This is a genomic window from Phormidesmis priestleyi ULC007 (assembly GCF_001895925.1).
Lineage (GTDB): Bacteria > Cyanobacteriota > Cyanobacteriia > Leptolyngbyales > Leptolyngbyaceae > Phormidesmis_A > Phormidesmis_A priestleyi_A.
The window spans coordinates 162,085-183,683 of sequence record NZ_MPPI01000008.1 but is presented as its reverse complement, the minus strand read 5'-3'; the positions used below and the strand labels follow the sequence as shown (position 1 = coordinate 183,683).

18 protein-coding genes are annotated in these 21,599 nt (G+C 49.9%); 8 read left to right on the top strand and 10 right to left on the bottom strand.

Annotated features, from left to right (window positions below):
• Position 1: 1 nt before the first annotated feature.
• The 6 genes from BRW63_RS09640 to BRW63_RS28250 form a co-directional block, all read right to left on the bottom strand.
• Positions 2 to 1,321, bottom strand: coding sequence for a hypothetical protein (locus BRW63_RS09640; RefSeq protein ID WP_073070677.1), 1,320 nt, complete (start codon positions 1,319 to 1,321; stop codon positions 2 to 4).
• A complete protein-coding gene (locus tag BRW63_RS09635) occupies positions 1,318 to 1,782 on the bottom strand; it encodes a hypothetical protein (protein WP_083582807.1) in 465 nt (154 codons plus the stop codon). Before BRW63_RS09635 ends, BRW63_RS09640 begins: the two co-directional genes overlap by 4 nt.
• A gap of 14 nt (positions 1,783 to 1,796) precedes the next feature.
• Positions 1,797 to 2,375: a hypothetical protein gene (locus BRW63_RS27220; RefSeq protein WP_083582805.1), complete on the bottom strand. Its 579-nt coding sequence runs from the start codon at positions 2,373 to 2,375 to the stop codon at positions 1,797 to 1,799.
• A gap of 12 nt (positions 2,376 to 2,387) precedes the next feature.
• Positions 2,388 to 4,055, bottom strand: coding sequence for a phage tail sheath C-terminal domain-containing protein (locus tag BRW63_RS09630; RefSeq protein ID WP_073070676.1), 1,668 nt, complete (start codon positions 4,053 to 4,055; stop codon positions 2,388 to 2,390).
• Between the two features lie 47 nt (positions 4,056 to 4,102).
• On the bottom strand, positions 4,103 to 5,038 hold the full coding sequence (locus tag BRW63_RS09625) for a hypothetical protein (RefSeq protein WP_073070675.1): 936 nt from the start codon (positions 5,036 to 5,038) through the stop codon (positions 4,103 to 4,105).
• A 582-nt stretch (positions 5,039 to 5,620) separates the two neighbouring features.
• Positions 5,621 to 5,785: a hypothetical protein gene (locus tag BRW63_RS28250; RefSeq protein WP_181314344.1), complete on the bottom strand. Its 165-nt coding sequence runs from the start codon at positions 5,783 to 5,785 to the stop codon at positions 5,621 to 5,623.
• Between the two features lie 375 nt (positions 5,786 to 6,160).
• Here BRW63_RS28250 and aroF point away from each other — a divergent pair, with 375 nt between their 5' ends.
• Positions 6,161 to 7,015 (top strand): 3-deoxy-7-phosphoheptulonate synthase, encoded by an 855-nt coding sequence (aroF, locus tag BRW63_RS09620; RefSeq protein ID WP_073070674.1) that lies wholly within the window; start codon positions 6,161 to 6,163, stop codon positions 7,013 to 7,015.
• A gap of 197 nt (positions 7,016 to 7,212) precedes the next feature.
• Here aroF and BRW63_RS09615 read toward each other — a convergent pair whose 3' ends face one another.
• A complete protein-coding gene (locus BRW63_RS09615; RefSeq protein WP_073070673.1) occupies positions 7,213 to 8,511 on the bottom strand; it encodes a glucose-1-phosphate adenylyltransferase in 1,299 nt (432 codons plus the stop codon).
• Between the two features lie 347 nt (positions 8,512 to 8,858).
• On the opposite strand from BRW63_RS09615, the gene gcvT reads away from it, so the two are divergent.
• From gcvT to gcvH, 3 genes are all read left to right on the top strand, one after another.
• Positions 8,859 to 9,983, top strand: a complete 1,125-nt coding sequence (gcvT, locus tag BRW63_RS09610) for a glycine cleavage system aminomethyltransferase GcvT (RefSeq protein ID WP_073070672.1) — start codon at positions 8,859 to 8,861, stop codon at positions 9,981 to 9,983.
• Positions 9,984 to 9,998: 15 nt separating this feature from the next.
• A complete protein-coding gene (locus BRW63_RS09605) occupies positions 9,999 to 10,541 on the top strand; it encodes a Uma2 family endonuclease (protein WP_073070671.1) in 543 nt (180 codons plus the stop codon).
• A gap of 73 nt (positions 10,542 to 10,614) precedes the next feature.
• Positions 10,615 to 10,998, top strand: coding sequence for a glycine cleavage system protein GcvH (gene gcvH / locus BRW63_RS09600; RefSeq protein WP_317615807.1), 384 nt, complete (start codon positions 10,615 to 10,617; stop codon positions 10,996 to 10,998).
• A 317-nt stretch (positions 10,999 to 11,315) separates the two neighbouring features.
• Here the strand turns inward: gcvH and BRW63_RS09595 are convergent, their stop codons facing one another.
• Positions 11,316 to 14,648, bottom strand: coding sequence for an esterase-like activity of phytase family protein (locus BRW63_RS09595; protein WP_073070669.1), 3,333 nt, complete (start codon positions 14,646 to 14,648; stop codon positions 11,316 to 11,318).
• Positions 14,649 to 14,992: 344 nt separating this feature from the next.
• Between BRW63_RS09595 and BRW63_RS09590 the strand changes: the two genes are divergently transcribed.
• A complete protein-coding gene (locus BRW63_RS09590; protein ID WP_073070668.1) occupies positions 14,993 to 16,810 on the top strand; it encodes an AAA family ATPase in 1,818 nt (605 codons plus the stop codon).
• 4 nt (positions 16,811 to 16,814) lie between these two features.
• Here BRW63_RS09590 and BRW63_RS09585 read toward each other — a convergent pair whose 3' ends face one another.
• On the bottom strand, positions 16,815 to 17,300 hold the full coding sequence (locus BRW63_RS09585) for a YbjN domain-containing protein (protein ID WP_073070667.1): 486 nt from the start codon (positions 17,298 to 17,300) through the stop codon (positions 16,815 to 16,817).
• Positions 17,301 to 17,568: 268 nt separating this feature from the next.
• On the opposite strand from BRW63_RS09585, the gene BRW63_RS09580 reads away from it, so the two are divergent.
• Positions 17,569 to 18,444, top strand: coding sequence for a DUF2267 domain-containing protein (locus BRW63_RS09580; RefSeq protein ID WP_073070666.1), 876 nt, complete (start codon positions 17,569 to 17,571; stop codon positions 18,442 to 18,444).
• Positions 18,445 to 18,592: 148 nt separating this feature from the next.
• On the opposite strand, the gene BRW63_RS09575 is transcribed toward BRW63_RS09580, so the two are convergent.
• Complete coding sequence (locus tag BRW63_RS09575; protein WP_223257339.1) at positions 18,593 to 20,134, bottom strand: GTP-binding protein; 1,542 nt, start codon at positions 20,132 to 20,134, stop codon at positions 18,593 to 18,595.
• 205 nt (positions 20,135 to 20,339) lie between these two features.
• Between BRW63_RS09575 and BRW63_RS09570 the strand changes: the two genes are divergently transcribed.
• A complete protein-coding gene (locus BRW63_RS09570) occupies positions 20,340 to 20,696 on the top strand; it encodes a hypothetical protein (protein WP_073070665.1) in 357 nt (118 codons plus the stop codon).
• Positions 20,697 to 20,781: 85 nt separating this feature from the next.
• Entirely contained in the window at positions 20,782 to 21,591 is an 810-nt protein-coding gene (locus tag BRW63_RS09565) for a Uma2 family endonuclease (protein WP_073070664.1), read from the top strand.
• Positions 21,592 to 21,599: the final 8 nt, after the last annotated feature.

Sequence of the window (21,599 nt, the reverse complement as noted above, 5' to 3'; positions counted from 1 at the left end):
TTCAAACATTAATTCCGTAACGTCGTGCTTCCTCATCCAAAATGCGTTTAATCTGACTTGCCAAGCCGTCAAGGTCTGCCTCTGGTATGGCTTCCTGTTGGGCGCGTTGTTGAATCAACGGTGTTGTCACTGAGGTTGGGGCTTCACTCGTTTGTGAAGCAACCAGGGGGGGTAGTGTTGGGGCAACAGCAGGCGGATCAATCCGCTCAAGTTCGGCGGCGGCTTGGTGCTTTTGACGCTCACTCGACGGTGACAGCATTTCTAGGGGAGAACGGGTTTGAGCATTCTGCCAGGGCGCAATCGCGGGATGTGATGGGATCATTGTCTGAGCTGAATCTTGCAGTTCAGGCAATGATTGAGGCTCGTGGGTTAGCAGCGATCGTCTCTGCGGTTCTGATTCAGACGTGCGATCGTAAGGACTGGAAACCGTCGATCGCGACGTTACCAAATCCGTTAGCAGATCTAAGGGTGCCGTTGTTCCTAAAGAACATAGCCAGGGATTGTTAGATAATTCTCGTTCTGAATGACTGGGCGATTCCTCCACTGCTAAGGGTTCAATTAAATTTTTCTGCTGCAACGGCTGAGATACCGGAACATTTAGATCATGAGACCCTGAGCGCAAAGAATCATCCGATCGTTGAATCAACTGTTGTCGCCAGCGTTTTTGATTTGTGTTGTCTAAGCAGACATCACGAGGTAGCTTGGGCAGTGACTTCGGAGTTGGCACAATGGGACTAAAGCGCTGTCGGGGAAGAATTTTAGACGTAGACGCACCCTGTGTTTTGGGTTCGCAGACGGGTTCTGGGAACGGTTTAGTAGGCGCAGGCTTCTGAACTAAACATTGCAGCAGATCAGCACTTGCCTGAGTCGGTAAACGCAACGGCTCGTAGGCAGAACAGGGAGTAAGTTCTGTCTGCGGTTCCTTTGGAGTTGTACTTAGCGCTAATCGCTCAGTGCGCTGTGGCTCTGTTGGCGATCGGCGGAGAAATCGTTTGGGCGGTGGACAATCGGGTTCAGCCGAAGGGGACAACAATGCCTGTTGAGCAGAGGGCACAGGGCGCGATCGCGTTACTGGAGGACGGGTTTCTGTGAGGCGGTCACTTCCCCCGGTAAGCCTGGACAAGCAACTCCCCCACAGCGGCTGATCCGGCTTCATCTGCAACAATGCCACCGATGCTATCCAGTGGCATTGTTGCGGTAACGCCTTAGTCCGCGTCGTTTGTTGTTGCAAGTCTTGCCGCCAGCGATCGGGGGCCCGTCCTGCTTGCAGCGCACCAGTACAGCGATGACTTGCTTGGAGTAGCTCCTGTGCGCTGTTCATGGGGTGTCACCATGACGACGAGCCATTTCTAGATAGAGCAGAATTTGCCCGATCGTCATACCGCTGACTTCTTCTGGAGTCCAGCCAAACTCCTTTGCCAGGGTGAAACACGCCCGTGCCAAAGGAGCCTGCACCAGTTCTTCTAACGCATCCTGTGGCGTATTAATGCCACTAATCGCGTTAATTTTCTGCACCAGAAAGCGCGCCAATCCTCCCGACAGCTTGGAGATCTGCTCCATTTTTAAAGCAGGTTCGACCAGTGCCTGCTGAATCATTAGTGCGGCTGACAAACTTTCGTCATCGCGGGCAGCTTTGCCAATCAGTTGCAAATCACGCACCGTTAGCGGCCGCAATTTCACCACTTGATTAGATGAACTATTGAGATTTAGCAGGTCAGCCGGAATTTCCACCTCATGGAGGAGCGAACCGCCTGCCAATAACTCTTCCGTCGTCAACATCATCGCCTATTCTCCTACTATGCGGTTGCTGTGCCGCCACCAAATTGTGGAACTAGCGCTGTGGGTTCACCACCGCCGCCACCTGCCGGGGCTTCTGCATCCACGATCCGAATCGAGACCGCTTTGAACGTGACATTTTCCATCACAAAGTCTTCTTCTGGCATTGAATAAGACCAGCTTTGAAATTTCACTTTCCCGACCTCTAGACTGACACTATTGCCCGGAAAAGCCGGATCTTTGAGCGCGATCGTCATGTTAAAAGTCGGCTGCACATAGGGATTAGCAATTTCATCAACCAGTGTGGGAGCAGAGCCTCGTCCTTGCAATAAGAACAGCATTGCGCCATTGATGTAGGCACGATCGATTTTGCCGCTGATGTGAATGTCACCTGGATGCAGCGAAACTGCGTGTCGTCGTCCAATTTCGTGGAACTCTTCGAGATCCGTTTGGACACAAATCTGTGCGCCTGTCACGCGCCCCACAGTTTGAACTTGGTAGGCAGTAATCACCAGGCTCGCGTCTTGACCTTCTGGGGTGTCTTCATTCGCCAGCGTCAACGTTCCATTAGAGCCAGTGTAAACATTGGTCAAGGCCATTGAATCGTCTCCTTATTCGAGGAACATAGTGACTTTGATGTAATCGATGCTGAAAGTGGGTCGCAGGGTCATCGTGACTTGCACAATGCCTTGACGCTCTTGGTCACGGGTGGCAGTCACACTCAGGTCATAGCTGACCAGTTTTTCATCGGTGACCATTTCAGCCAGAAAGCTATTAACTGTGGTGCGTAATGCGCCGCGTACTCGATCGTTGTTGAGCAAACCAATGTAGGAATTGGCTGCCGATCGCACCCCATATTTAGCAAAATCAACAATCCGACGGGTGGTAATTTGCGTCCAGGCAGTATTCGTCGAGGTCGTAACGCCTTTCACGACGCGGAAGCCTTGACGAGACTCTAGGGCTAACACACGGCTCTTCAACAGTTGGGTTAATTCGGCATCGCTATAGAGTTTTGCCAATCCCCCAACGCGCAGGGTTTTGTTGGTGGGGCTGAAGTGGGGCGGTAAGCCTGCTAGCAAGCCCGCAACGGCAGCAGCAGCATAGGCTCCGGGCAGCGACACTTCTACGGGCGGCGTAACTGCGTTATCCAACACTTTGATTCCTGGTGCGACGAAGATCAGGCGATCGCTAGCTAACGTATGTCCGGTTACGGGATCAGTTGAGTCGCTCGTATCCGCTTCGGCTTTGCTGCCCACTACGGCAATGCGATCGCGCTTGATCGTATCTGTAGATGCGTTCTGACAGTGAGCATCCAACTCATCGCCAAAACTATCATCCTGTCCGGCCGCAACAATAATTTGCACATCCTGATCGAGCAGCTTTTCTAGTCCTTCACTGTAGTTCGCGCCGTCCGCCCCATCATCTCCACCCAAAAATAGGGCGAAATCATCCTTTTTAGCGCCTTTCTTGGGTAATTCACTCGCTTTTGGATCAGTGATAGGAACTAGTAGCTTCGCCTGCACCCAAGCCGATTGGCGATTGATGTCATGCACTAGATCTTTAACGTCTACTGTGGTGTAGGACTCCTCGGCGCGTCCGAAGCGCAGTGTCACTTTCACAGCCTGATCGCTTTTGACCAAGTAAGCTGCTTCAACGGTATCACCCGCTTGCGGTTCTTCACCCGCAGGAAACGTGAGTCCGCCTGTTGCGGGGTCGATCTTCACAGCGCCGGAGACAGCACTCCCCGTATAAACGAGTTTGCGAGGTCGTCCATTCACCACAATTTGGTTTCGGGCATTGGGCACAACAGGTTTACGTTTGAGGGTCATTGCCGCGGCAACATCGATCTTTTCGCCGCTAACAAAGGCATCTTCGATCGCATCAAACACATTGATCGATAATCCATCTCCCCAGGTGCCTGCACTCTTTGCCGATAGCGTGATCGCATCCGTATCGGAAGTTGATTTAAGGGAGTAACTGGATGCTTTCGCTTTTGTTTCGTCTGCTACTCGCACAGCAATCACTGTTGTGGCACCGTTGTTATAGAGTTGCTCTAATGCTCGAACGAGGGTTAATTTACTTGCCCCATCATTCCAGGCATCGTAAAGACCAAAGCGATCGCGGGCTTCGGCATAGCTACCGAGAACTACGGGTTTGCCGATCGCTCCTTTGCTGGCAGTTCCAACAATTCCAACATTACCGACCGTGACCCGACCCGGCACGATTAACCCTTCAGGTCTGACCTCAATATAAACTCCTGGCAAGATCATTTCAGCCATATCTTTCCGTTATCCTCCTATAGGGGAGTGAGCGTGGATTCTCAAAACTAACTGGCTTGCAAATACACTACTGCAACCTGATCTAAAGGATTGTCCAAGGGAACAATCTCTAGCCGATCGTCAGCGCTGGCAAGTTGAACCGGGGGAGAAAAATCGAGCAATCGGGATTGATACAGGTCTGGAGTGCCATTGCTGTCCCAATCTCCGAGTGCGATCGGAGTTCCTTCACTCTTGAATGCAGCGAGAAACGCACTCACAGACGCGAAGGTGATTTGCCCGTAACGAGTGGCTGGATTAGCTCCAGCGATCGCCGCGAGAAAGGCTGTCAGCGTGGGGTAACTGTCGGGTGAACCCGATGCCCCATCGAAGGTACGAATTAGGGTAAGACTGCCACTCGGCAACGGTTCGGGCAGATACGCTAACGCAGAGAGACGAGCTAGGGTGGTGCGTCCTTGCAGCCGCAGCGTTGGAGCAGATTGGTTATCCCAGCGCACCATACGATCGGTGACGACAGTAGACTCGTTATACTCACTGTTGGCGGCGATCGGAATGCGAGCAATCAAGCTCTCTGCTCCATCGCTGTCTTGGAAACGGAACTCATAAAGCACCTTATAATCGCAGGTTTTATGCCACCCATTCAGAACAGCATCAAATTCTGCTAACGAGGTTTCTGTCGCGTCGAGACGAAGAAACCCCAATCCGCGCAAGGTTTGCTTTGCGGCTAACAGTTGTTCATGCAGATTCTGAATGGCAGTGTTGACTCCATCGGGCTGACTTGCCCACACCTGAAAGCGCACTATCGCATCTAGACGGCTACCTTTCACGGCTGCCACCATAAACGATCCACGGATCTCATTGCCGACGCGGTTTCCCAATCCTACTGCCCGTTCTACGACACTTACCACAGAGACATTAGGAGCCGGAACTGACGGCGTGGGTGAGGGTAAAAAGTCTCTAAGAACACTCAACATCTCACTTAACATAGGTCGATTCCTGCTCTAAGAACTGGTTGCCTAATCGAGCGCGCTTTGTATAAATTTACAGTTGACATTGCCATTGCAGTTTCAATTGCCATTAGTTGACAAAGTGTGTCCAACAATCTCAGCGCTTTTATAACTGTGATGTTGTCTGTATTACGTTTTGATTCTCAGCTAACAACTCAGGTTCTGACAGTACCCGATCGGGTAGCTTTCTACTGGGTGAGATTGTTGTGCCAAAACTCTCTCGCTGAAGGAGATCTCTTCAGCTAAGTCAAGCCATTTTCAGTCCTATAGAACAATGGCACTACTAGGTGTAATTATGATAGGTCATCAATACCAACAGACTCAATATTTCTCAAGCTCATGACTCTTGACGGAATTATGTAGAGCAGCAAACCGTTGGAGCGAGTGTTAGAAGCGACACCTGATCTAATGATATACACTCAAGACTTGCGATCGATTAAACTCAGTTTCTAGCTTTGCAGCGGAGCATCTAACTAGTAAATACAGTCCTATTACTAACATAACCTTATCTCTTCATTCTTTCTTGGTATATTTCTTAACATCTTTGAGTAATTCTCAGAACTATTCTCTAGAGAGCCCTGCTAACAGCGATTTTAAGCGGCGACGGAGGCGATCGACGGCGGTTGCAACAGGCTCATTCGTAGCGCCAAACGAGTCTGGAATCGGATGCGCCCGATAATGTAATCGACTGGCTGCTTTTGATTGACTGGTGTAAACCGCAGCCATTAAGGGTTGAGATATTGCTTTTGCGCGTCACCTGGGTACTTGACGCACCCTAATCTCTCTGTTAAGTTCAGAGTAATCAATTTTTGACTGACCTATCCTCTATGTCTCACAACACGTTTTTCTTTTTTTGGCGCGACGCGGTTCACTTGGGGTGAATGTCGTTCGTTGTGAGCGCCCCAGTGAACCGCAGGCTAACCTCTGCGGTTTTTTAATGTCCTATTCAGTTTCATTTCCTCTGATGCTTCACCTCAATTCCTGGCAATTTGGATTCTATTTTTTTACCCCAGCCATTTCCGGGTGAAGCTGTCGTGCAAACGTTCGTCAAGCCCGGAACTTAAAGGTTTCGGGCTTTTTTATTATCTAGGAGTTCATGTCATGAAAGATGCAAAATTAGTCGCTAAATCTCAATCTAACCAGAACACGATCGTTCATCTCTCTGATCAAGTGGCGATCGGTGGGCAAAAAATCGTCATGATCGGCGGCCCTTGCACAGTCGAAAGCCTGACGCAAATGGAAACGGTTGCTCGTCACCTCCAGTTTGCGCCTGTTCAAGCTTTGCGAGGCGGCGTTTATAAACCTCGTACGTCACCCTATGCGTTTCAGGGCATGGGAATCGAGGGGCTAGAGATTTTGGCTACGGTGAGCCGCCGATACAATATGCCCGTAGTGACTGAAGTGATGGCGATCGCGCAAATCGAAGAAATTGCCGCCTATGCGGATATGCTGCAAATTGGTAGTCGCAATATGCAAAACTTCGATTTGCTGAAAGCGGTTGGGCAAGCTAATAAGCCTGTTTTGCTAAAGCGAGGATTGGCGGCGACGATCGAGGAATTTGTGATGGCAGCCGAATATATTGTCAGTCACGGCAACCCCAATGTCGTGCTGTGTGAGCGAGGCATTCGTAGCTTTGACTCTTACACTCGTAATGTGCTGGATCTAGGAGCCGTTGTTGCGCTCAAACAAATTACGCACTTACCCGTCATCGTCGATCCGAGCCATGCTGCCGGAAAGCGCGAACTGATTGCTGATTTGTCTCGTGGTGCGATCGCGTGTGGTGCCGATGGTCTGATCATCGAGTGTCACCCTCACCCCGAACAGTCTGTCTCCGATGCTCGTCAAGCGCTGACTCTCGATGATATGGTGCGTTTAGCGGAGAGTGTGAAACCCGTGGCAGAGGCGATCGGGCGGCAAGTTTATGAATCAGCACGATCGCAGTTAGCGATCGCTTAAACCCACGAAAAATGGAGTCCTATATCACCGTCAGTTCGACGAGTTCTTTCGCTTCGTCAAGAGCGGCTTCTGCCCCCTAAATCCCCCATTCTGGGGGACTTTGAACCGGAAGTTTTGGCTTGAAGTCCCCCAAATTGGGGGATTTAGGGGGCTTCCCGAATTCACAACCGGAGCAACCCGCTTCTGTCGAACTGACGCTAAATCACCGTCCCGTCGGGAATCAGCCCATTTTTTAACACCACCACAATGCCACTGCGAATGTAGAAGCCTTGATTTTCTCGATTGGCTTCTTCAACGCGGTCTTTGTTGACAATGTGAACATTGCAGCCGATGCGGGCGTTTTTATCGACAATGGCCCGTCGGATTACGGAGTCTCTGCCGATGCCTAACGGAACTTGAGGATCGTCACAAGCGAGTCCTGATTCCCGTTCGGCATAGTCTTCATAGAAGTCAGCCCCCATGATTAGCGTGTCTTCGATCGTAGCTCCGCCCTCAATTCGCGATCGCACTCCTAACACTGAATGGCTAATGCGGCAGTCTTTGAGAATGCAGCCTTCGCCGATTAACGACTCGGTGATTTTGCAGTCAAAATATTTGCTGGGCGGCAGAAAGCGATGGCGGGTATAGATCGGCGCTTTGTCGTCATAGAAGCTGAAGGGAGGGTTGGGCTGTTGAGTCAGCGCCAAGTTTGCTTCATAGAAGGCTTCGATCGTCCCAATGTCAGCCCAATAATCGTTAAACAAAAACGCTTGAATGTTGTGCGTTTTAGCAGAAGCCGGGATAATCTCTTTGCCAAAATCAGTTTGATCAAGATCTTGCCGCAGCAGTTTCATTAATGCCTCTTTTTTAAAGACATAAATGCCCATCGAAGCAATATAAGGATTTTCTTGCGCTTGCTCTGCGGTCAGCCCTAAAACTGTAGTATCGACCTGCATGTCTTTGAGCGCGTCGCCTTTGGGCTTCTCGCTAAAGTCGATGACTCGCCCTGCCTGATCGATCTTCATCAAGCCAAAATCAGACGCACGACGCTCATCCATCGGCACGACTGACAGCGTAACATCAGCACCCGTATCGCGGTGACGCTGCACAAACTGGCGATAATCCATCCGATATAAGTGATCACCAGAGAGAATTAAATATTCATCCACATCCCACTCTTGAAACAGCCAATCATATTGGCGCACCGCGTCGGCAGTGCCCTGAAACCAGTTGGGATTTTCAGGAGTTTGCTGGGCGGCTAAGACTTCGACAAAGCCATCGTTAAACCCAGACGAGAAATTGTAGGCTCTGGTGAGGTGTCGGTTGAGAGAAGCAGAGTTGAATTGAGTGAGAACGTAAATCTTAAAGATTTCTGAATTAATGCAATTACTGACTGGAATATCAATCAAGCGATACTTTCCGGCGAGCGGCACCGCAGGCTTTGCACGTTGCTTCGTTAATGGGTAGAGGCGAGTTCCGGCTCCACCGCCTAAGATGATTGCTAATACTTTTTTCACAAAGAAACCTCGTTGCTGCCACTTCAACTCCCATCAATAGTGTCTGTCTGTATGGTGCCGTTGACAAGGGGTAAACAGAAGAAGATTGTCAAGGGGGATCACAATCCAACGTGAATTCGACGACTTCGTTACCAGTCCATTGCGCCCCCTAAATCCCCCAAAATTGGGGGACTTTGAACCGGAAATTTTGGCTTGAAGTCCCCCAGAATGGGGGATTTAGGGGGCAGAAGCCGCTCTTGACGAAGCGAAAAAACTCGTCGAACTGACGTTAATCAAGGCAGCATCCGGGATCAATTCTTTTTTCCCTGCTAGCTTAAGGATAAAAAATAGAGAGGACGATCGCTGCTGTGACTGACCCAACCAAAACCCCAGACCTCCTAGCTCGAACGTCTCTCTTTGCGCTTGCCGTCGAACTCAGAGCGCGCATGACTGGCTTCTCAGGCTGGGAAATGCCTGTGCAATTTAGCGGCATTGGGCAAGAACATCAAGCAGTTCGCACGGCTGCTGGCATGTTTGACATCTCGCACATGGGCAAGTTTGCGCTCAAGGGCAAAGATGTTTTGAGTCAAATCCAAACCTTGGTGCCGTCTGATCTCAGCCGTTTGCAAATCGGTCAGGCTCAGTACACGGTTTTGCTGAATCCTGAAGGTGGGATTATTGACGATCTGATCTTCTATTACCAGGGAATTTTGGATGGCGATCAGCGCTGGATGATCATTGTCAACGCTGCTACCACGCTGAAAGATAAAACCTGGATGCTCGAACATCTAGATCTCAGTCAGATGAGCTTTGAAGATTATTCGCTCTCTAAAGCGTTAATTGCCGTGCAGGGGCCGGATGCCGTACGACATCTGCAAGCATTGGTAGACGCTGACCTCTCTCCCATTAAAGCCTTCGGACATTTAGAAGCCAATGTTTTGGGTCAGCCCGCGTTTCTGGCGCGCACAGGCTACACCGGGGAAGATGGGTTTGAGGTAATGCTTGACCCAGAAGTCGCGATCGAGCTTTGGCGATCGCTCCTCGCCTCCGGTGTGACTCCGTGTGGTTTGGGCGCACGCGACACCCTGCGATTAGAAGCGGCGATGGCACTTTATGGGCAAGACATCGACGACACCACCACGCCTCTAGAAGCCGGATTGGGCTGGCTGGTTCACCTCGACACCAAAGGTGATTTTATCGGGCGATCGGCGCTTGAGCAGCAAAAAAAATCTGGGGTCACCAAACGGCTAGTCGGGCTGCAAATGCAGGGTCGCAATATTGCCCGTCATCATTACCCAGTGCTGCACGACGGTCAAGCAGTCGGCATCGTCACGAGCGGCACTCTTGCCCCGACGGTGGGATGCGCGATCGCGCTGGCCTACGTTCCGATCGCGCTGGCTCAGGTGGGGCAATCTGTCGAAGTTGAGATTCGGGGAAAGAATTATCCGGCGATCGTGGTCAAGCGACCGTTTTATCGAGCCAAAAAAGTCTAACTTTTAGGAGGTCGTATGTCTCTCACAGTTGAAGATTTAACAGCGTTGCAGGCAGATCATCCCGATTGGCGGATGGAGCTAATCAAGGGAGAAATTGTGGTTATGAGTCCATCAGGCTATGAGTCAGATGAAGTGGCAGCCGAAGTGATCCGAGTTTTGGGAAACTGGGTTAGACCCCGAAAACTAGGACGGATCGCGGCTTCTAGTGCCGGGTTTCGGTTGCCCAATTCAGACCTGCGGGCCCCAGATGCTTCCTTCGTGCTGGCAGAACGACTGCGCCGTAGCCCCAAGTCTTTTGCTCAACTCGCCCCAGATCTGACCGTAGAAGTCAAGTCTCCGACCGATTCTTTAGAGGCGATTAGAACCAAGATTCAAGAGTTTTTATCGTTGGGAACGAGAGTGGGGATTTTGATCAACCCTGACGATCGTACTGTTGAGGTTCATCGATCTGAGCAAGCGATCGTCACGCTTCGTGATGGCGATGTGCTGACCGTTCCCGATCTGCTTCCTGGCTGGGAAGTGCAAGTCGTTGATCTATGGGCACCAGAGTTTGATTAGCTGAAAAACGTGCGGGCAAGGGTAAGATTTTGAGACAGGCTGAATTTAGCGATCGAGTACCCATTAAATAGCGATGGAATATCCCGAAGATCTGAAATATCTCGACACTCACGAATATGTACGACTTGAAGGCGAAATTGCCACTGTGGGCATTAGTGCCTTTGCGATCGATCAACTCGGTGACATTGTGTTTCTAGAGTTGCCTGACGTGGGCACTGCGGTCGAAAAAGGGGAAAGCTTTGGCACCGTTGAATCGGTCAAAGCGGTCGAAGATTTAAAGTCTCCCGTAACGGGCACTGTGATCGAGAGCAACGCCGCAATGGTTGACGCGCCAGAGCAGCTTGCAGACGATCCTTACCTTGAAGGTTGGCTGCTCAAAATTCGAGTCAACAATTTTGACGATTTGGATGATGCTTTAACGGCGACTGATTATCGTGACCAGGTTGAAGGCATTTAGTAAATTGCGGGATAATTGAGTAGGGGCAATCCCCCGGTGGTTGCCCGCCGTCAGGGGTAGGCACGGGGGTGCTACCTCTACAGCTATTTCATTCCCGCATTCTGCCACGCCGATTATTAATCAACGATCACTGTAACTTAACGTGAGTTCGACAAACGCGGTTCGCTCCGATGATGAATTCGGGAAGCCCCCCTAAATCCCCTAAAATTGGGGGACTTTGAACCGGAGATTTTGGCTTGAAGTCCCCCAAAATGGGGGATTTAGGGGGCAGAAGCCGCTGAGAACGAAGCGAAAAAACTCGCCGAACTGACGTTAACTTAACGCACCTTTAAATCGAGAGGCTTGCTTAACTTGATTTCGATGAATTCGCTGTTGTCGGGCTGTCCTAAAGTCCGACCGACGCTAAAGGGATAGTTGTTGTCGTTGATTACCAGCAGAGTTTGAGCATCGATCGGCAGCACATCTTCGATCGTCGTAAAGGGAAAGGTAAATACGCCGTTTGTGGTGCCGTTGCCGCCGATCGCTTGCGGGTCAGAGATATTCAGCAAATCTGCTAATAGCTCTTTTTCGACAAAGCCATCTTGATCGATCACATTCAAATCAATTTTGTAGAGTTTTTTAGACCGGGCAGGATTGGTAAATGCCGGATCACTCGCATTCCCCTGTCCGCTGTCTCTTTCAATCACGATAAATTCGTGATCATTGATCGCAGTCAAGTCTCCGATCGCTCGTCCGGGTGCGTTTAACCGATAGGAAAATGTTTCTCCGGTGTATTGTTTGGTTTTGAGATCAAACTCATTGATTAGCAATCGGTTTTGATTTGAATCGCTGACGATCGCGCCTTCTAACATCGTATAGAGTTTGTCGCCCGTTGCGTTGAGTGCCATGCCTTCAAATCCTTTCGATCGAGGCAGATTAGCCGATTTAATTTTGTCTGCTTCTGAGAGATTGGCAAAGGCAGGATTGTCGGGCGATCGCACAAACTGCTGAGTCACAAAATCACGCGCCGCTTTGCCAGTGCCCGCAAAATCGGTGAAGAACCCATCTACGCCTAACCCAATAAACTGCCGAATCTCTCGCTCTGGGTCGCCTTTATAATCGGATGCTAGATAGCGCGTCTCGTTGCGGAACGTGTAAGGATGGACGAGCAAGCCTGCATTGTGAGCATCGGTGATCAGCGACGTGGGCGGGGTGATGGTCTTGTCGGCATCATCCACTGTGCCGTCACCATTCACATCATCAGCAATGCCGTCGCCATTAGCATCAACTCCTTTAACTGAGACAATCATCCGCTTCCAGGGCCCGATGCCATCGGCGTAAGTTGCCACCTCTGCCAACCCTTCAGGAGTTCGCAGATCGGCGTAGGTGCGCTTGTCGCCGCTCACCACAAAATCGTAGGGCTGAATCTCAATCAGTGAACCGTCTAGCGCCACATCACTAGCATCATAAAGTTGAATCAGAGGCACATCGATTAACTGATTTAGCGCCTTCAGATTCCCCACTTCAAACGATTGAATAAATACGCGACTGGGATCGGTAAAATTATTTGCTTTGAGAATGCTGACTAGAGGAATTTCTAATGCTAGACCTACACTCGTGTGATAGGTCGGATGTTTAGTTTCGGGATAGATGCCGATTTTCTTGCCCGTGGTCGTTTCTACCTTTTTCACCAGGTCAATGATTTCCTGCAACGTCGGAATTTCAAACTGACCGTTAAACGATTGATCGCGGAAGGCAAGCCGCTCTTTTGCCCGCAGAGTCTTGATCTCGGCGAGGGTGAAGTCGTCGGCAAACCAGCCCGTTTCGGCAGTGCCATCGATCGTTTTGGTCGTGAAGCGGCTGGCAAACTCTGGATGATTGGCAACATCAGTTGTGTCTTTGATGTTGACTTCGTGACGGGCAATTAGCACCCCATCTTTTGTAGAAACCAAATCTGGCTCAACAAAATCAGCGCCTAAGTCGATCGCTAACTGATAAGACGCGAGCGTGTGTTCTGGTCGCAATCCACTTACGCCCCGGTGCCCAATCACGATCGGGTCTTGTCCATTGAGGGTGTTTAATGGCAAAGCGTTGGGCGTGGGAATCGGGGCTTCGAGAAGTGTGCCTTTTGCGTCAGTGTGCAGTAAGAAGAGTCCGAATTCTTCGCCAAACCAGTAGGTGCCATCGCTCGATCGCCGGAACGATTCTAAGTCAAAATCTGCGCCTGTGAGCAAGCGACCCGCTTTAATTGCAGGATCAACTGGAATTCCGCCGGGTTGGAGTTTGTCACTACCGGGATAGGTGTTGAGATCGGCAACAATCGTCTGAAAGTCTTTGAGGATGTTGTTGCGATCGTTGAGTTGAAACAGGCTATCACTCGTAAAACTGTCTAAGCGATCGCCCGTCTTGACGCTAACCGGATAAACTTTACCCGTCGTAAAGTCTGGCTCGACCGCATAAAATCGCAGCAGCGAATCGGCAGAGTTTGCCTTTGCGCCATAGCCATTATCGACCAACACCAAATAGGTTCCTGGTTTTGCACCGGGCAGGACGGCAGAAAATCCTTGAGTCGGTTGTCCGTTGAAGGGAACGGATTGTCCATTAGCGTTGAGCGTTGCGATCGTGCCGTCATTGTTGAGGGTCAAAAACTGTCCAGAAGTCGCCCCAGTCGCAAACGTAGCGGCAGGAAGAACAGCGCGTCCTATTAGTTGACTGATGTTAGTTGAAATTGCTTGATAGTCATCGTCTAATCTAACAAAAGCGGTGTCGTCGATCGTGGTTGATTTGACTCCTTTGAGAATGGCAAGAATTTCGCCTGTGTTAACCTCTCGAATCAGCGTATCGTTGGCATTTGCATTCGTGCCTGCGTCGATCGCTAATTGCTCAAAAGTTAATCCTCCAATCAGCGCAATTCGATCTTTATCTTTGAGACTAAAATCTTTGATCGTGTCAGTTCCTTCGCCTCGCGCCAGCACAAAGGTGTCGCTGCCTGCACCGCCGTCTAGCTGATCGTTGCCCAGACCGCCGCGAATCAGATCATTGCCATCGCCGCCGCGCAGAATATCGTTACCGCCTTTGCCTTTGATGCGATCGTCACCTCCCTGACCGTTAATCACATCATCGGAGCGATCGAATCCCTGAATCGTGTTATCCAAATCGTTGAGAAACGTGACACTATTGCGATTAAAAATTTGCTTTTTCTGCCAATCAGCATTAAAGACATCAAAACTATCGGTCGAGCTATTTTTCCCATTGAAGATAATATTGCTTAAGTCAACCGTTGAACCTGTCGATTTTTGCAGGTTGTCTAAGTTTTCTAGCTTGAAATCCTTTAATGTGACTTTCGTATCTTTAATGTTGTCAAATGTAATCACTACATGATCGCCCTGCTGAGTCAAGAGCATTGATTTTGCAATCAATCCTTCTCCTTGAAATGTGAGGGTGTCAGCTTTCGCGATCGTCCCCTCTAACGGATTGATCCCAGTTCCTACACCGTTGAAGCCCTCAATAATTACGTCTTTGTCTCCACGAGATACTAGGTGAGATGGACGATCGGAGCGCACTTGAGCATCTAGAGCAGAAGCCACCAGTTGGCGAGAAGCACTAATCTCAGTAGTCAAACCAGGATTGGCAAAAATGGTAGAAGCTTGAGGCAAAACGTCACTATTCATGAAATTTTATCCAATAGAAAAGAACTAGACCCTAAAATCCAGCAGTCAATTTAATTGCAGGCCATTCACTTGGCTTAAACTTTGGAAATAACGTTCAAATTGCTGAAGTGATTACATCAAATAATCAATTCGATTCGCTGCCTGGTAGATTTATGCAGGCAAACGAGAAATTATTTACACATCAGTATGAACAATAGTCTGTTGAGTTAATGAACCTGATAATTAACGGTTAAGAGTTGAATAAGAAAATTTTTGTCGGCAGGGAATGATTTCTGCGGTAGTGGGAGTGCCCCGGCTGAGGATAGGAATGTCTATACTAAAATCACTGGGGCGGTAACACTAACATGAGCGATCTTTTAAAAGAATTTGAAGAGTTCATCGATCGGGGATTTGAAGATCTCCTAGAGTTGGTCAGAGATTTAGAAGGTAGAGGCGACACTGGGGGGTTTCGGGTGGATGTGCAAACCCGGACTCAAGTCCGCCCTTCTCGTCAAGAATCCCCGCCCGCCTCTCATGAGCAGACTCCTTCAACATCAGTCAGTGAGGTGATTATCACGCCGCCGCCTGCCGATAGTTATCCGTCAGAGTCGTTGAGCGGCATCGGCGGACTTTCTGAAATCGTCAGAGAACTGCGCGAACTTGTAGAATTGCCCCTGAAGCGCTCAGAGTTGCTCACCAAACTTGGGTTAGAACCGCCGTGCGGGGTGCTATTGGTCGGGCCTCCAGGCACAGGCAAAACGCTGACCGCTCGTGCGTTAGCCGAAGATTTAGGCGTAAACTACATCGCGATCGTCGGCCCCGAAATCATGGGCAAATATTATGGGGAAGCCGAAGCGCGATTGCGAAGTCTGTTTGAAAAAGCCTCCCGCTCTGCGCCCTGCATTATATTTATTGACGAGATTGACAGTCTCGCGCCCGATCGCTCCAAAGTCGAGGGCGAGGTCGAAAAGCGCGTTGTCGCTCAACTGTTGAGCTTAATGGATGGGTTTGCCAAAACTAAAGGCGTGATTGTCTTAGCCGCAACCAATCGGTCTGAACACCTCGATCCTGCGTTGCGCCGCCCAGGACGGTTCGATCGAGAGATTCAATTCCGCATCCCCGATCGGGCAGGACGATTAGAAATTCTTCGTATTCTGACGCGAGCCATGTCGTTAGATGCAACGGTCAACTTGGATACGATCGCGGATCTAGCTGGCGGAATGGTTGGTGCAGACCTGAAAGCCCTTTGTCAAAAAGCCGCTTATGTTGCGTTGCGTCGTCTGGTGCCTTCTTTGAGTCAGCCGACTCCCCACACGATGAGCGTGACGCAGACCGATTTTCTGGAGGCGATTAAGCAGATTAAACCTGCTGTCTTGCGATCGGTACAAGTTGAGTCACCTAACATTGCTTGGGATGCGATCGGCGGACTCGAATCAGTCAAACAAAGTTTACAAGAATCGGTTGAAGGGGCACTGCTCTATCCCGAACTTTATCAGCGCACTAAAGCCAAAGCGCCACGAGGCATTCTGCTTTGGGGTCCTCCGGGCACGGGCAAAACGCTGCTGGCTAAAGCGGTTGCGTCTCAGGCGCGGGCAAATTTTATTGCGGTTAACGGCCCTGAACTAATGAGCAAATGGGTCGGGGCATCTGAGCAAGCCGTGCGAGAACTCTTCGTGAAAGCGCGACAAGCCGCCCCCTGCGTTGTGTTTGTTGATGAGATTGATACCCTTGCTCCAGCACGAGGCAGTTATCAAGGTGATTCGGGAGTGGGCGATCGCGTTGTCGGTCAACTACTCACCGAACTTGACGGCTTACACGAGTGTTCTAATGTGCTGCTGATCGGCGCGACTAATCGCCCAGAGGCGCTCGATCCTGCCTTGTTGCGGGCTGGACGGTTAGACTTGCAGATCAAAGTCGATTTACCTGATCAAGCTAGTCGCTTTTCGATCTTGCAGGTGCACAATCACGATCGCCCGTTAGCCGATATAGATCTAGACACTTGGGCAACTCAAACCGAAGGCTGGAACGGGGCAGACTTGGCCCTGTTGAGTAACCAGGCTGCGTTAGAAGCAGTTCGTCGCTATCGCAGTCAGGGTTTGAGCGATCCGAGTGCGGTTCACATTACAACCGATGATTTTGTTGCGGCTTACGATCGCCTTTCTAGTCAGCGATCGCCCCTGTAATTATTTAACCTGCAAACTCTGCTTGTAAAGCATCATCATTGTCATCCGCGATCGTGGCCACCACCGTGATCAATCGCGAAATCTCCCCTGGCGATAACTCAGCCACCGTGCGGCTTGACAAGACAACAACCTGATTCTCAAAAATTGCAAACGCAGACTCAAATGTGGTTTTCCAGTTCATCTCTAGCAGTTTTCTCATTAACTGCGGCTCATTTTTAGCGGGTAATGCGAGAACCGTTGCCCAAGCCGTAAACATATCATCATCAGTTGTGCCTGTTAGCTGCACAAACACTTCGACGCTGCCATACTTAAACTTCCAGACATTTCCACTGTCATTGTGGCTGACCATAGCGCTATTGGTTTGGTCAAGACTGTTAATGACCGTCTCAATCACCTCGTTAATGTTGATGCCATTGGCACCGCCCACCAGGTCTTCGCCCGATAGCGCGGATGTTGAAGTGGTCTCAGGATTAGACTGATAGTTCACCATAAGTACATCTGTTTTAGAATTATTGCGGAGTGATGGCTGAGTCTACCTTATCGTTGATTGCTGTGATTGTTTCTCAGCCTTTTATATTTCTTTAGCTTTACCTTATTCGGGCGATTTCGCCTAATTTAGAGAATTAATCTGCCTGATGATATAAATCTCAGTTTTAGCAATGTCACTCCTGATAGATGAAGGGATCAACACTATTGCGTAATAGTTTTGATGTTGAAAACACTACACTTTCAACAGCATTTAATACAGGAGATTTGTTATGCCGATCGCTATTCGAGATGATGTGGTTTATATCATGTTGAAAAAGATTCATGATAGCGATCGGGTTCCCGGCCCTGATCCCGTGAACTTTACAGATGCCGATTTTGCGGGCATTGAGATGTCGATCGCAGACCTCTTAGGGCACTTAGATTATCTCAATCAACGGCAATATATTAATGCCGAATTTTCGGGCAACGCTTATGGAAACCAAGAGGATGTTCCCAACGTGGTGAATGCAGAAGAGTTTGGGCTGAGAATTGCCAACACCTACGGCGCACCCGATGGCCCATTGCCTCACCTAATCGAGTTTAAAAAAGCAGAACTGACCGAGAAAGGTGAAAAAATGCTGGCGGAGATGGAGGCAAATCCTCCCCAAAATATGAATCGGGGTCAGGCAGCTCCGGTTTATAGCAAAGATCTGCCGTTCTTAGAAAAGGTAATGGTCAAAACTGGATTGAAGGAACACTATGACGCGAGAGACATTACCGAAGTGGTGTTTCGCACAATGCGCGACATGATGACCAACGAAGCCGTCGATCACGTCGCTGAAGAATTGCATGAGCCGATGGAAGCAGGCAACACCGACAAAACGCTTTATGCCGCGACTCCGATCGCCACTGAAATTGCAGACCTGTGGGAAGACACAAACCCGATCGTGCATTTTCTCAGTCGCGTTCGTCCACCGCTTAAAATCAAATCCAGCACGTTTTTATTCCGCATTCGTCAAGAAGCGGGTTTAGCGGTCACGATTCCTCCAGAGGTAGCAGTCGAGGCAGTCTTCTCAGCGACTAAAGATCAGTTGTCTGAAGGGCGGATTCAAGAAGTTGCCAATTTCCTGCCTGATGAGATTCGGGCAATTTGGGAAAAAGCTTAGGCGTGTGCAGCGATAAGTAGCCTAGAATACCCTCCTCGCGAAGCGGGTCGAAGATCTCGCCAACCCTTCTTCCTGGGGAGAAGGGAGCCAGATTCAAAGTCCTTCTCCTTAGGGAGAGGGATTTAGGGTGAGGGCGGTCTGCCGCATATTACATGAGCTCTTGCCGCAATCGATAAATAATGGTGTTGGGTTCGACCTGGTTGAGAATCTCACGAATCACCGTGCTGGCACCTTGCGAACCCCACGTACAGCCCTGCTCTAGATAAGTTTGGGCTGCACGACCGACCGCATATGACCCGTAGCCTGCAATTCCAGCTTGGACGATCGCCACACCCGCCAATGCTGAAAACCCGGCTGAGGTGTCTGTGCTGGTCGCGATCGCCGTAACACTCTTGCCCATTCCTAGCAAGATGCCGCTTCCGATTTCGCTCAACAGCAAACTACCAGAGCTAATGAGAATTGTTTTTAACAATTTGCCTGCTTCATAGCGAGTCAGGGGCAACCCATATAACTCAGCCAAGGCGCGAATCATCGCTAAATCTGAAACTGCACCACCCATAAGATCGAGAATAGCGATCGGGTTCAGTCCGACGGCTAGGGCTTTGTATCGGGTGAATTTCCAGATTAATGCCTCTGCGTCAGCATTGCGAATTTCGACGATCGCTTCTGCCATGCGAGTCTCGGAATGCTTGGCTTGAAAGAGGGCATTGAGTGCCAGCAGCGATCGGCCTTCCCGATTCAAAATAGTGAGAATCTTGTACTTTAATTCATCAATCTGCGGCGGTGGCGTTTCCCATTCGTGAGTGACGCGCCCATCTGCCCACTCGACGCGCATTTGCAAGGGCGCTGGCTCTGCTGCAACCATGACAATCTCATCGGCAGTCAACAACTCTTGAAGCTGCGCGCCGCTTCCCGTTCTTGCGCCCAATCGCTGCAAACTTTCGTAGATGGCTTGCCGACTTTGATCGGGATATAAATCGATTTTGTTAAACACAAGAATCAACGGCTTTTGCGCTTGTCGTAGGTCACAGAGCGCTTTATATTCTGTGCGAGTAATATCTCCAGCGACAATAAACAAAATCAAATCTGCCTGTTCTGCCACGTCTCGCGCCATGTCTGCGCGCGTTTGTCCATCGACTTCATCGAGTCCGGGGGTGTCGATCAGTTCGATTTGCACCTTGGCACCTTGAGGCACGATCGCGCGTTCTGGTGGCACAATCCCCCCGGTTGGCGACCAGCGAATCACTTGCGGTTTGAGCGTTACCCCGTTAATCGGCCCCGTTTCTAAAACTTTCTCTCCTAGTAAAGCATTTAAGATTGCAGACTTGCCTCGGCTCACCAAGCCAAACACCGCAATCCGCACGACAGCGTTGTCTAGCTTGTTGAGGTTGGCAGAAAGCCGATCGAGTTCTGGTTTGAGCGACGTTTGCAGAGCAGGATTTTTAGCCGATCGCAAATACTGCGAATAGCTCGCGACAGTCTGCCGCAAACTTGCCCTCGCTCGGATTAGCTGCGTTTCCTGGGGTTTAGCCCGCGACGTTGAAGAGTGCGATCGAGAAGATTGAGCTTGACTCAAAGTTAAACCGATTAACGCTAAATCTATTTTCGTGCAGAATTGCCAATTCGGGTTTAGATTGTGCGATCGTGAAAACCCTACCTGGCGATCTGCCCAGATTGAACGCAGAGTCACCGTACAGAAAATCCTTCAATCACAACGTAACGATGAATACAAAAGCATTTAGCCCAGACTTGTCCATCGCAGAATTGATGCGTATGATAGCAATAAAACTCAGCACTTTCTGGAAATCGATTTCGCGCTGCTATAGACTCAGCCCGATCGGTCTGCTCACGTCTCTTGGGCCTAATAGAGATAGCTGTTGTATCTTCTATACCTTATGAATCCTACTTCACTTCCGTTTGATGACTTGCCACCTCTTGAGTTAGAAGAGAGTGATAGCAGTTTAGGTCGGCAACTCGAAGAGGCCCTTAGTCGATATTTCTATGAATCTTGTGATGGCGTGACCCAAGCGCTGTTGACCAACTGTGAATGGTGTTTCACCACGATTTCGACTGCCCCAACGCTTGTGATTAACGGAGCCGATCGGGCCATGAGTCAGCGTGTGTTAAACCATGTTGTCGCGATCTCGACTGCGTTGTTACATTTTTCTACTAGCGCTAGAGTTTTGATTGGTTCTTCTAGTGAAGCTGAAACCTTGATTGAAATCCGAGTGGATGAAATTTCGGCTTATTGAGACTCTCTCTGAGATAGATGAATTGGCTAAACTCTAGATATCTTGAGAGGGCTGCGACGACTAGTCTCTGATTAAGGGTCAACTTATGGTTCTGCAAATTCCATCTGCCAAAACAGACCCGATCGTCACCTGGGAGGCTCTGCCACCCGACTTTGTGTTACCAGACGACCCTGTGGAAAATATTCAACAACCGCCCCTCGCCGCCGCCTTGACCGATGCGTTAGGAGCCAATGGGCACATCCAGCCAGAAATGCTGATTGGCTCAAATTTTGGGTTGGTCGCTACGGTCAACAAAAAGACGGTGGTCAAAGCCCCAGACTGGTTTTATGTGCCCCAAGTGCATTCTATAGCAGAGGGCACCATTCGACGCAGCTACACTCCCAACCTAGACGGTGCGCCTGTTGCCATAGCAATGGAGTTTCTCTCTCAAGAAGAAGGAGGCGAGTTGTCAGTGCGATCGACTCCTCCCTACGGCAAGCTCTATTTTTATGAGCAAATTTTGCAAGTGCCCACCTATGTCACCTACGATCCCTATGAACCTAGTCTAGAAGTGCGGTGCCTGCAAAACAGACGCTATGCAATGCAGGAAGCCGATGAGCAGAGACGGGTGTGGATTCCTGAGTTAAATCTGTTTTTAGGAATCTGGTCAGGGGAGCGTCTCCGACAGACCGCAAACTGGCTGCGCTGGTGGGATGCCTCTGGCAATCTGCTGCTTTGGAGTGCAGAACAGGCAGACCAAGAACGTCAACGAGCAGACCAAGAACGTCAACGAGCAGACCAAGAACGTCAACGAGCAGACCAAGAACGTCAACGAGCAGACCAAGAACGTCAACGAGCAGAGACGCTGGCGGCTGAGTTGCGAAAGTTGGGAGTTGACCCCGATCGTTTGACTTAGAGGAGCAA

What these genes read in the sequence shown, in the direction of transcription:
- BRW63_RS09640 (WP_073070677.1), bottom strand. Translation starts at nt 1,321, where the DNA reads ATGAACAGCGCACAGGAGCTACTCCAAGCAAGTCATCGCTGTACTGGT.
- BRW63_RS09635 (WP_083582807.1), bottom strand. Translation starts at nt 1,782, where the DNA reads ATGATGTTGACGACGGAAGAGTTATTGGCAGGCGGTTCGCTCCTCCAT.
- BRW63_RS27220 (WP_083582805.1), bottom strand. Translation starts at nt 2,375, where the DNA reads ATGGCCTTGACCAATGTTTACACTGGCTCTAATGGAACGTTGACGCTG.
- BRW63_RS09630 (WP_073070676.1), bottom strand. Translation starts at nt 4,055, where the DNA reads ATGGCTGAAATGATCTTGCCAGGAGTTTATATTGAGGTCAGACCTGAA.
- BRW63_RS09625 (WP_073070675.1), bottom strand. Translation starts at nt 5,038, where the DNA reads ATGTTAAGTGAGATGTTGAGTGTTCTTAGAGACTTTTTACCCTCACCC.
- BRW63_RS28250 (WP_181314344.1), bottom strand. Translation starts at nt 5,785, where the DNA reads ATGGCTGCGGTTTACACCAGTCAATCAAAAGCAGCCAGTCGATTACAT.
- aroF (WP_073070674.1), top strand. Translation starts at nt 6,161, where the DNA reads ATGAAAGATGCAAAATTAGTCGCTAAATCTCAATCTAACCAGAACACG.
- BRW63_RS09605 (WP_073070671.1), top strand. Translation starts at nt 9,999, where the DNA reads ATGTCTCTCACAGTTGAAGATTTAACAGCGTTGCAGGCAGATCATCCC.
- gcvH (WP_317615807.1), top strand. Translation starts at nt 10,615, where the DNA reads ATGGAATATCCCGAAGATCTGAAATATCTCGACACTCACGAATATGTA.
- BRW63_RS09595 (WP_073070669.1), bottom strand. Translation starts at nt 14,648, where the DNA reads ATGAATAGTGACGTTTTGCCTCAAGCTTCTACCATTTTTGCCAATCCT.
- BRW63_RS09590 (WP_073070668.1), top strand. Translation starts at nt 14,993, where the DNA reads ATGAGCGATCTTTTAAAAGAATTTGAAGAGTTCATCGATCGGGGATTT.
- BRW63_RS09585 (WP_073070667.1), bottom strand. Translation starts at nt 17,300, where the DNA reads ATGGTGAACTATCAGTCTAATCCTGAGACCACTTCAACATCCGCGCTA.
- BRW63_RS09580 (WP_073070666.1), top strand. Translation starts at nt 17,569, where the DNA reads ATGCCGATCGCTATTCGAGATGATGTGGTTTATATCATGTTGAAAAAG.
- BRW63_RS09570 (WP_073070665.1), top strand. Translation starts at nt 20,340, where the DNA reads ATGAATCCTACTTCACTTCCGTTTGATGACTTGCCACCTCTTGAGTTA.
- BRW63_RS09565 (WP_073070664.1), top strand. Translation starts at nt 20,782, where the DNA reads ATGGTTCTGCAAATTCCATCTGCCAAAACAGACCCGATCGTCACCTGG.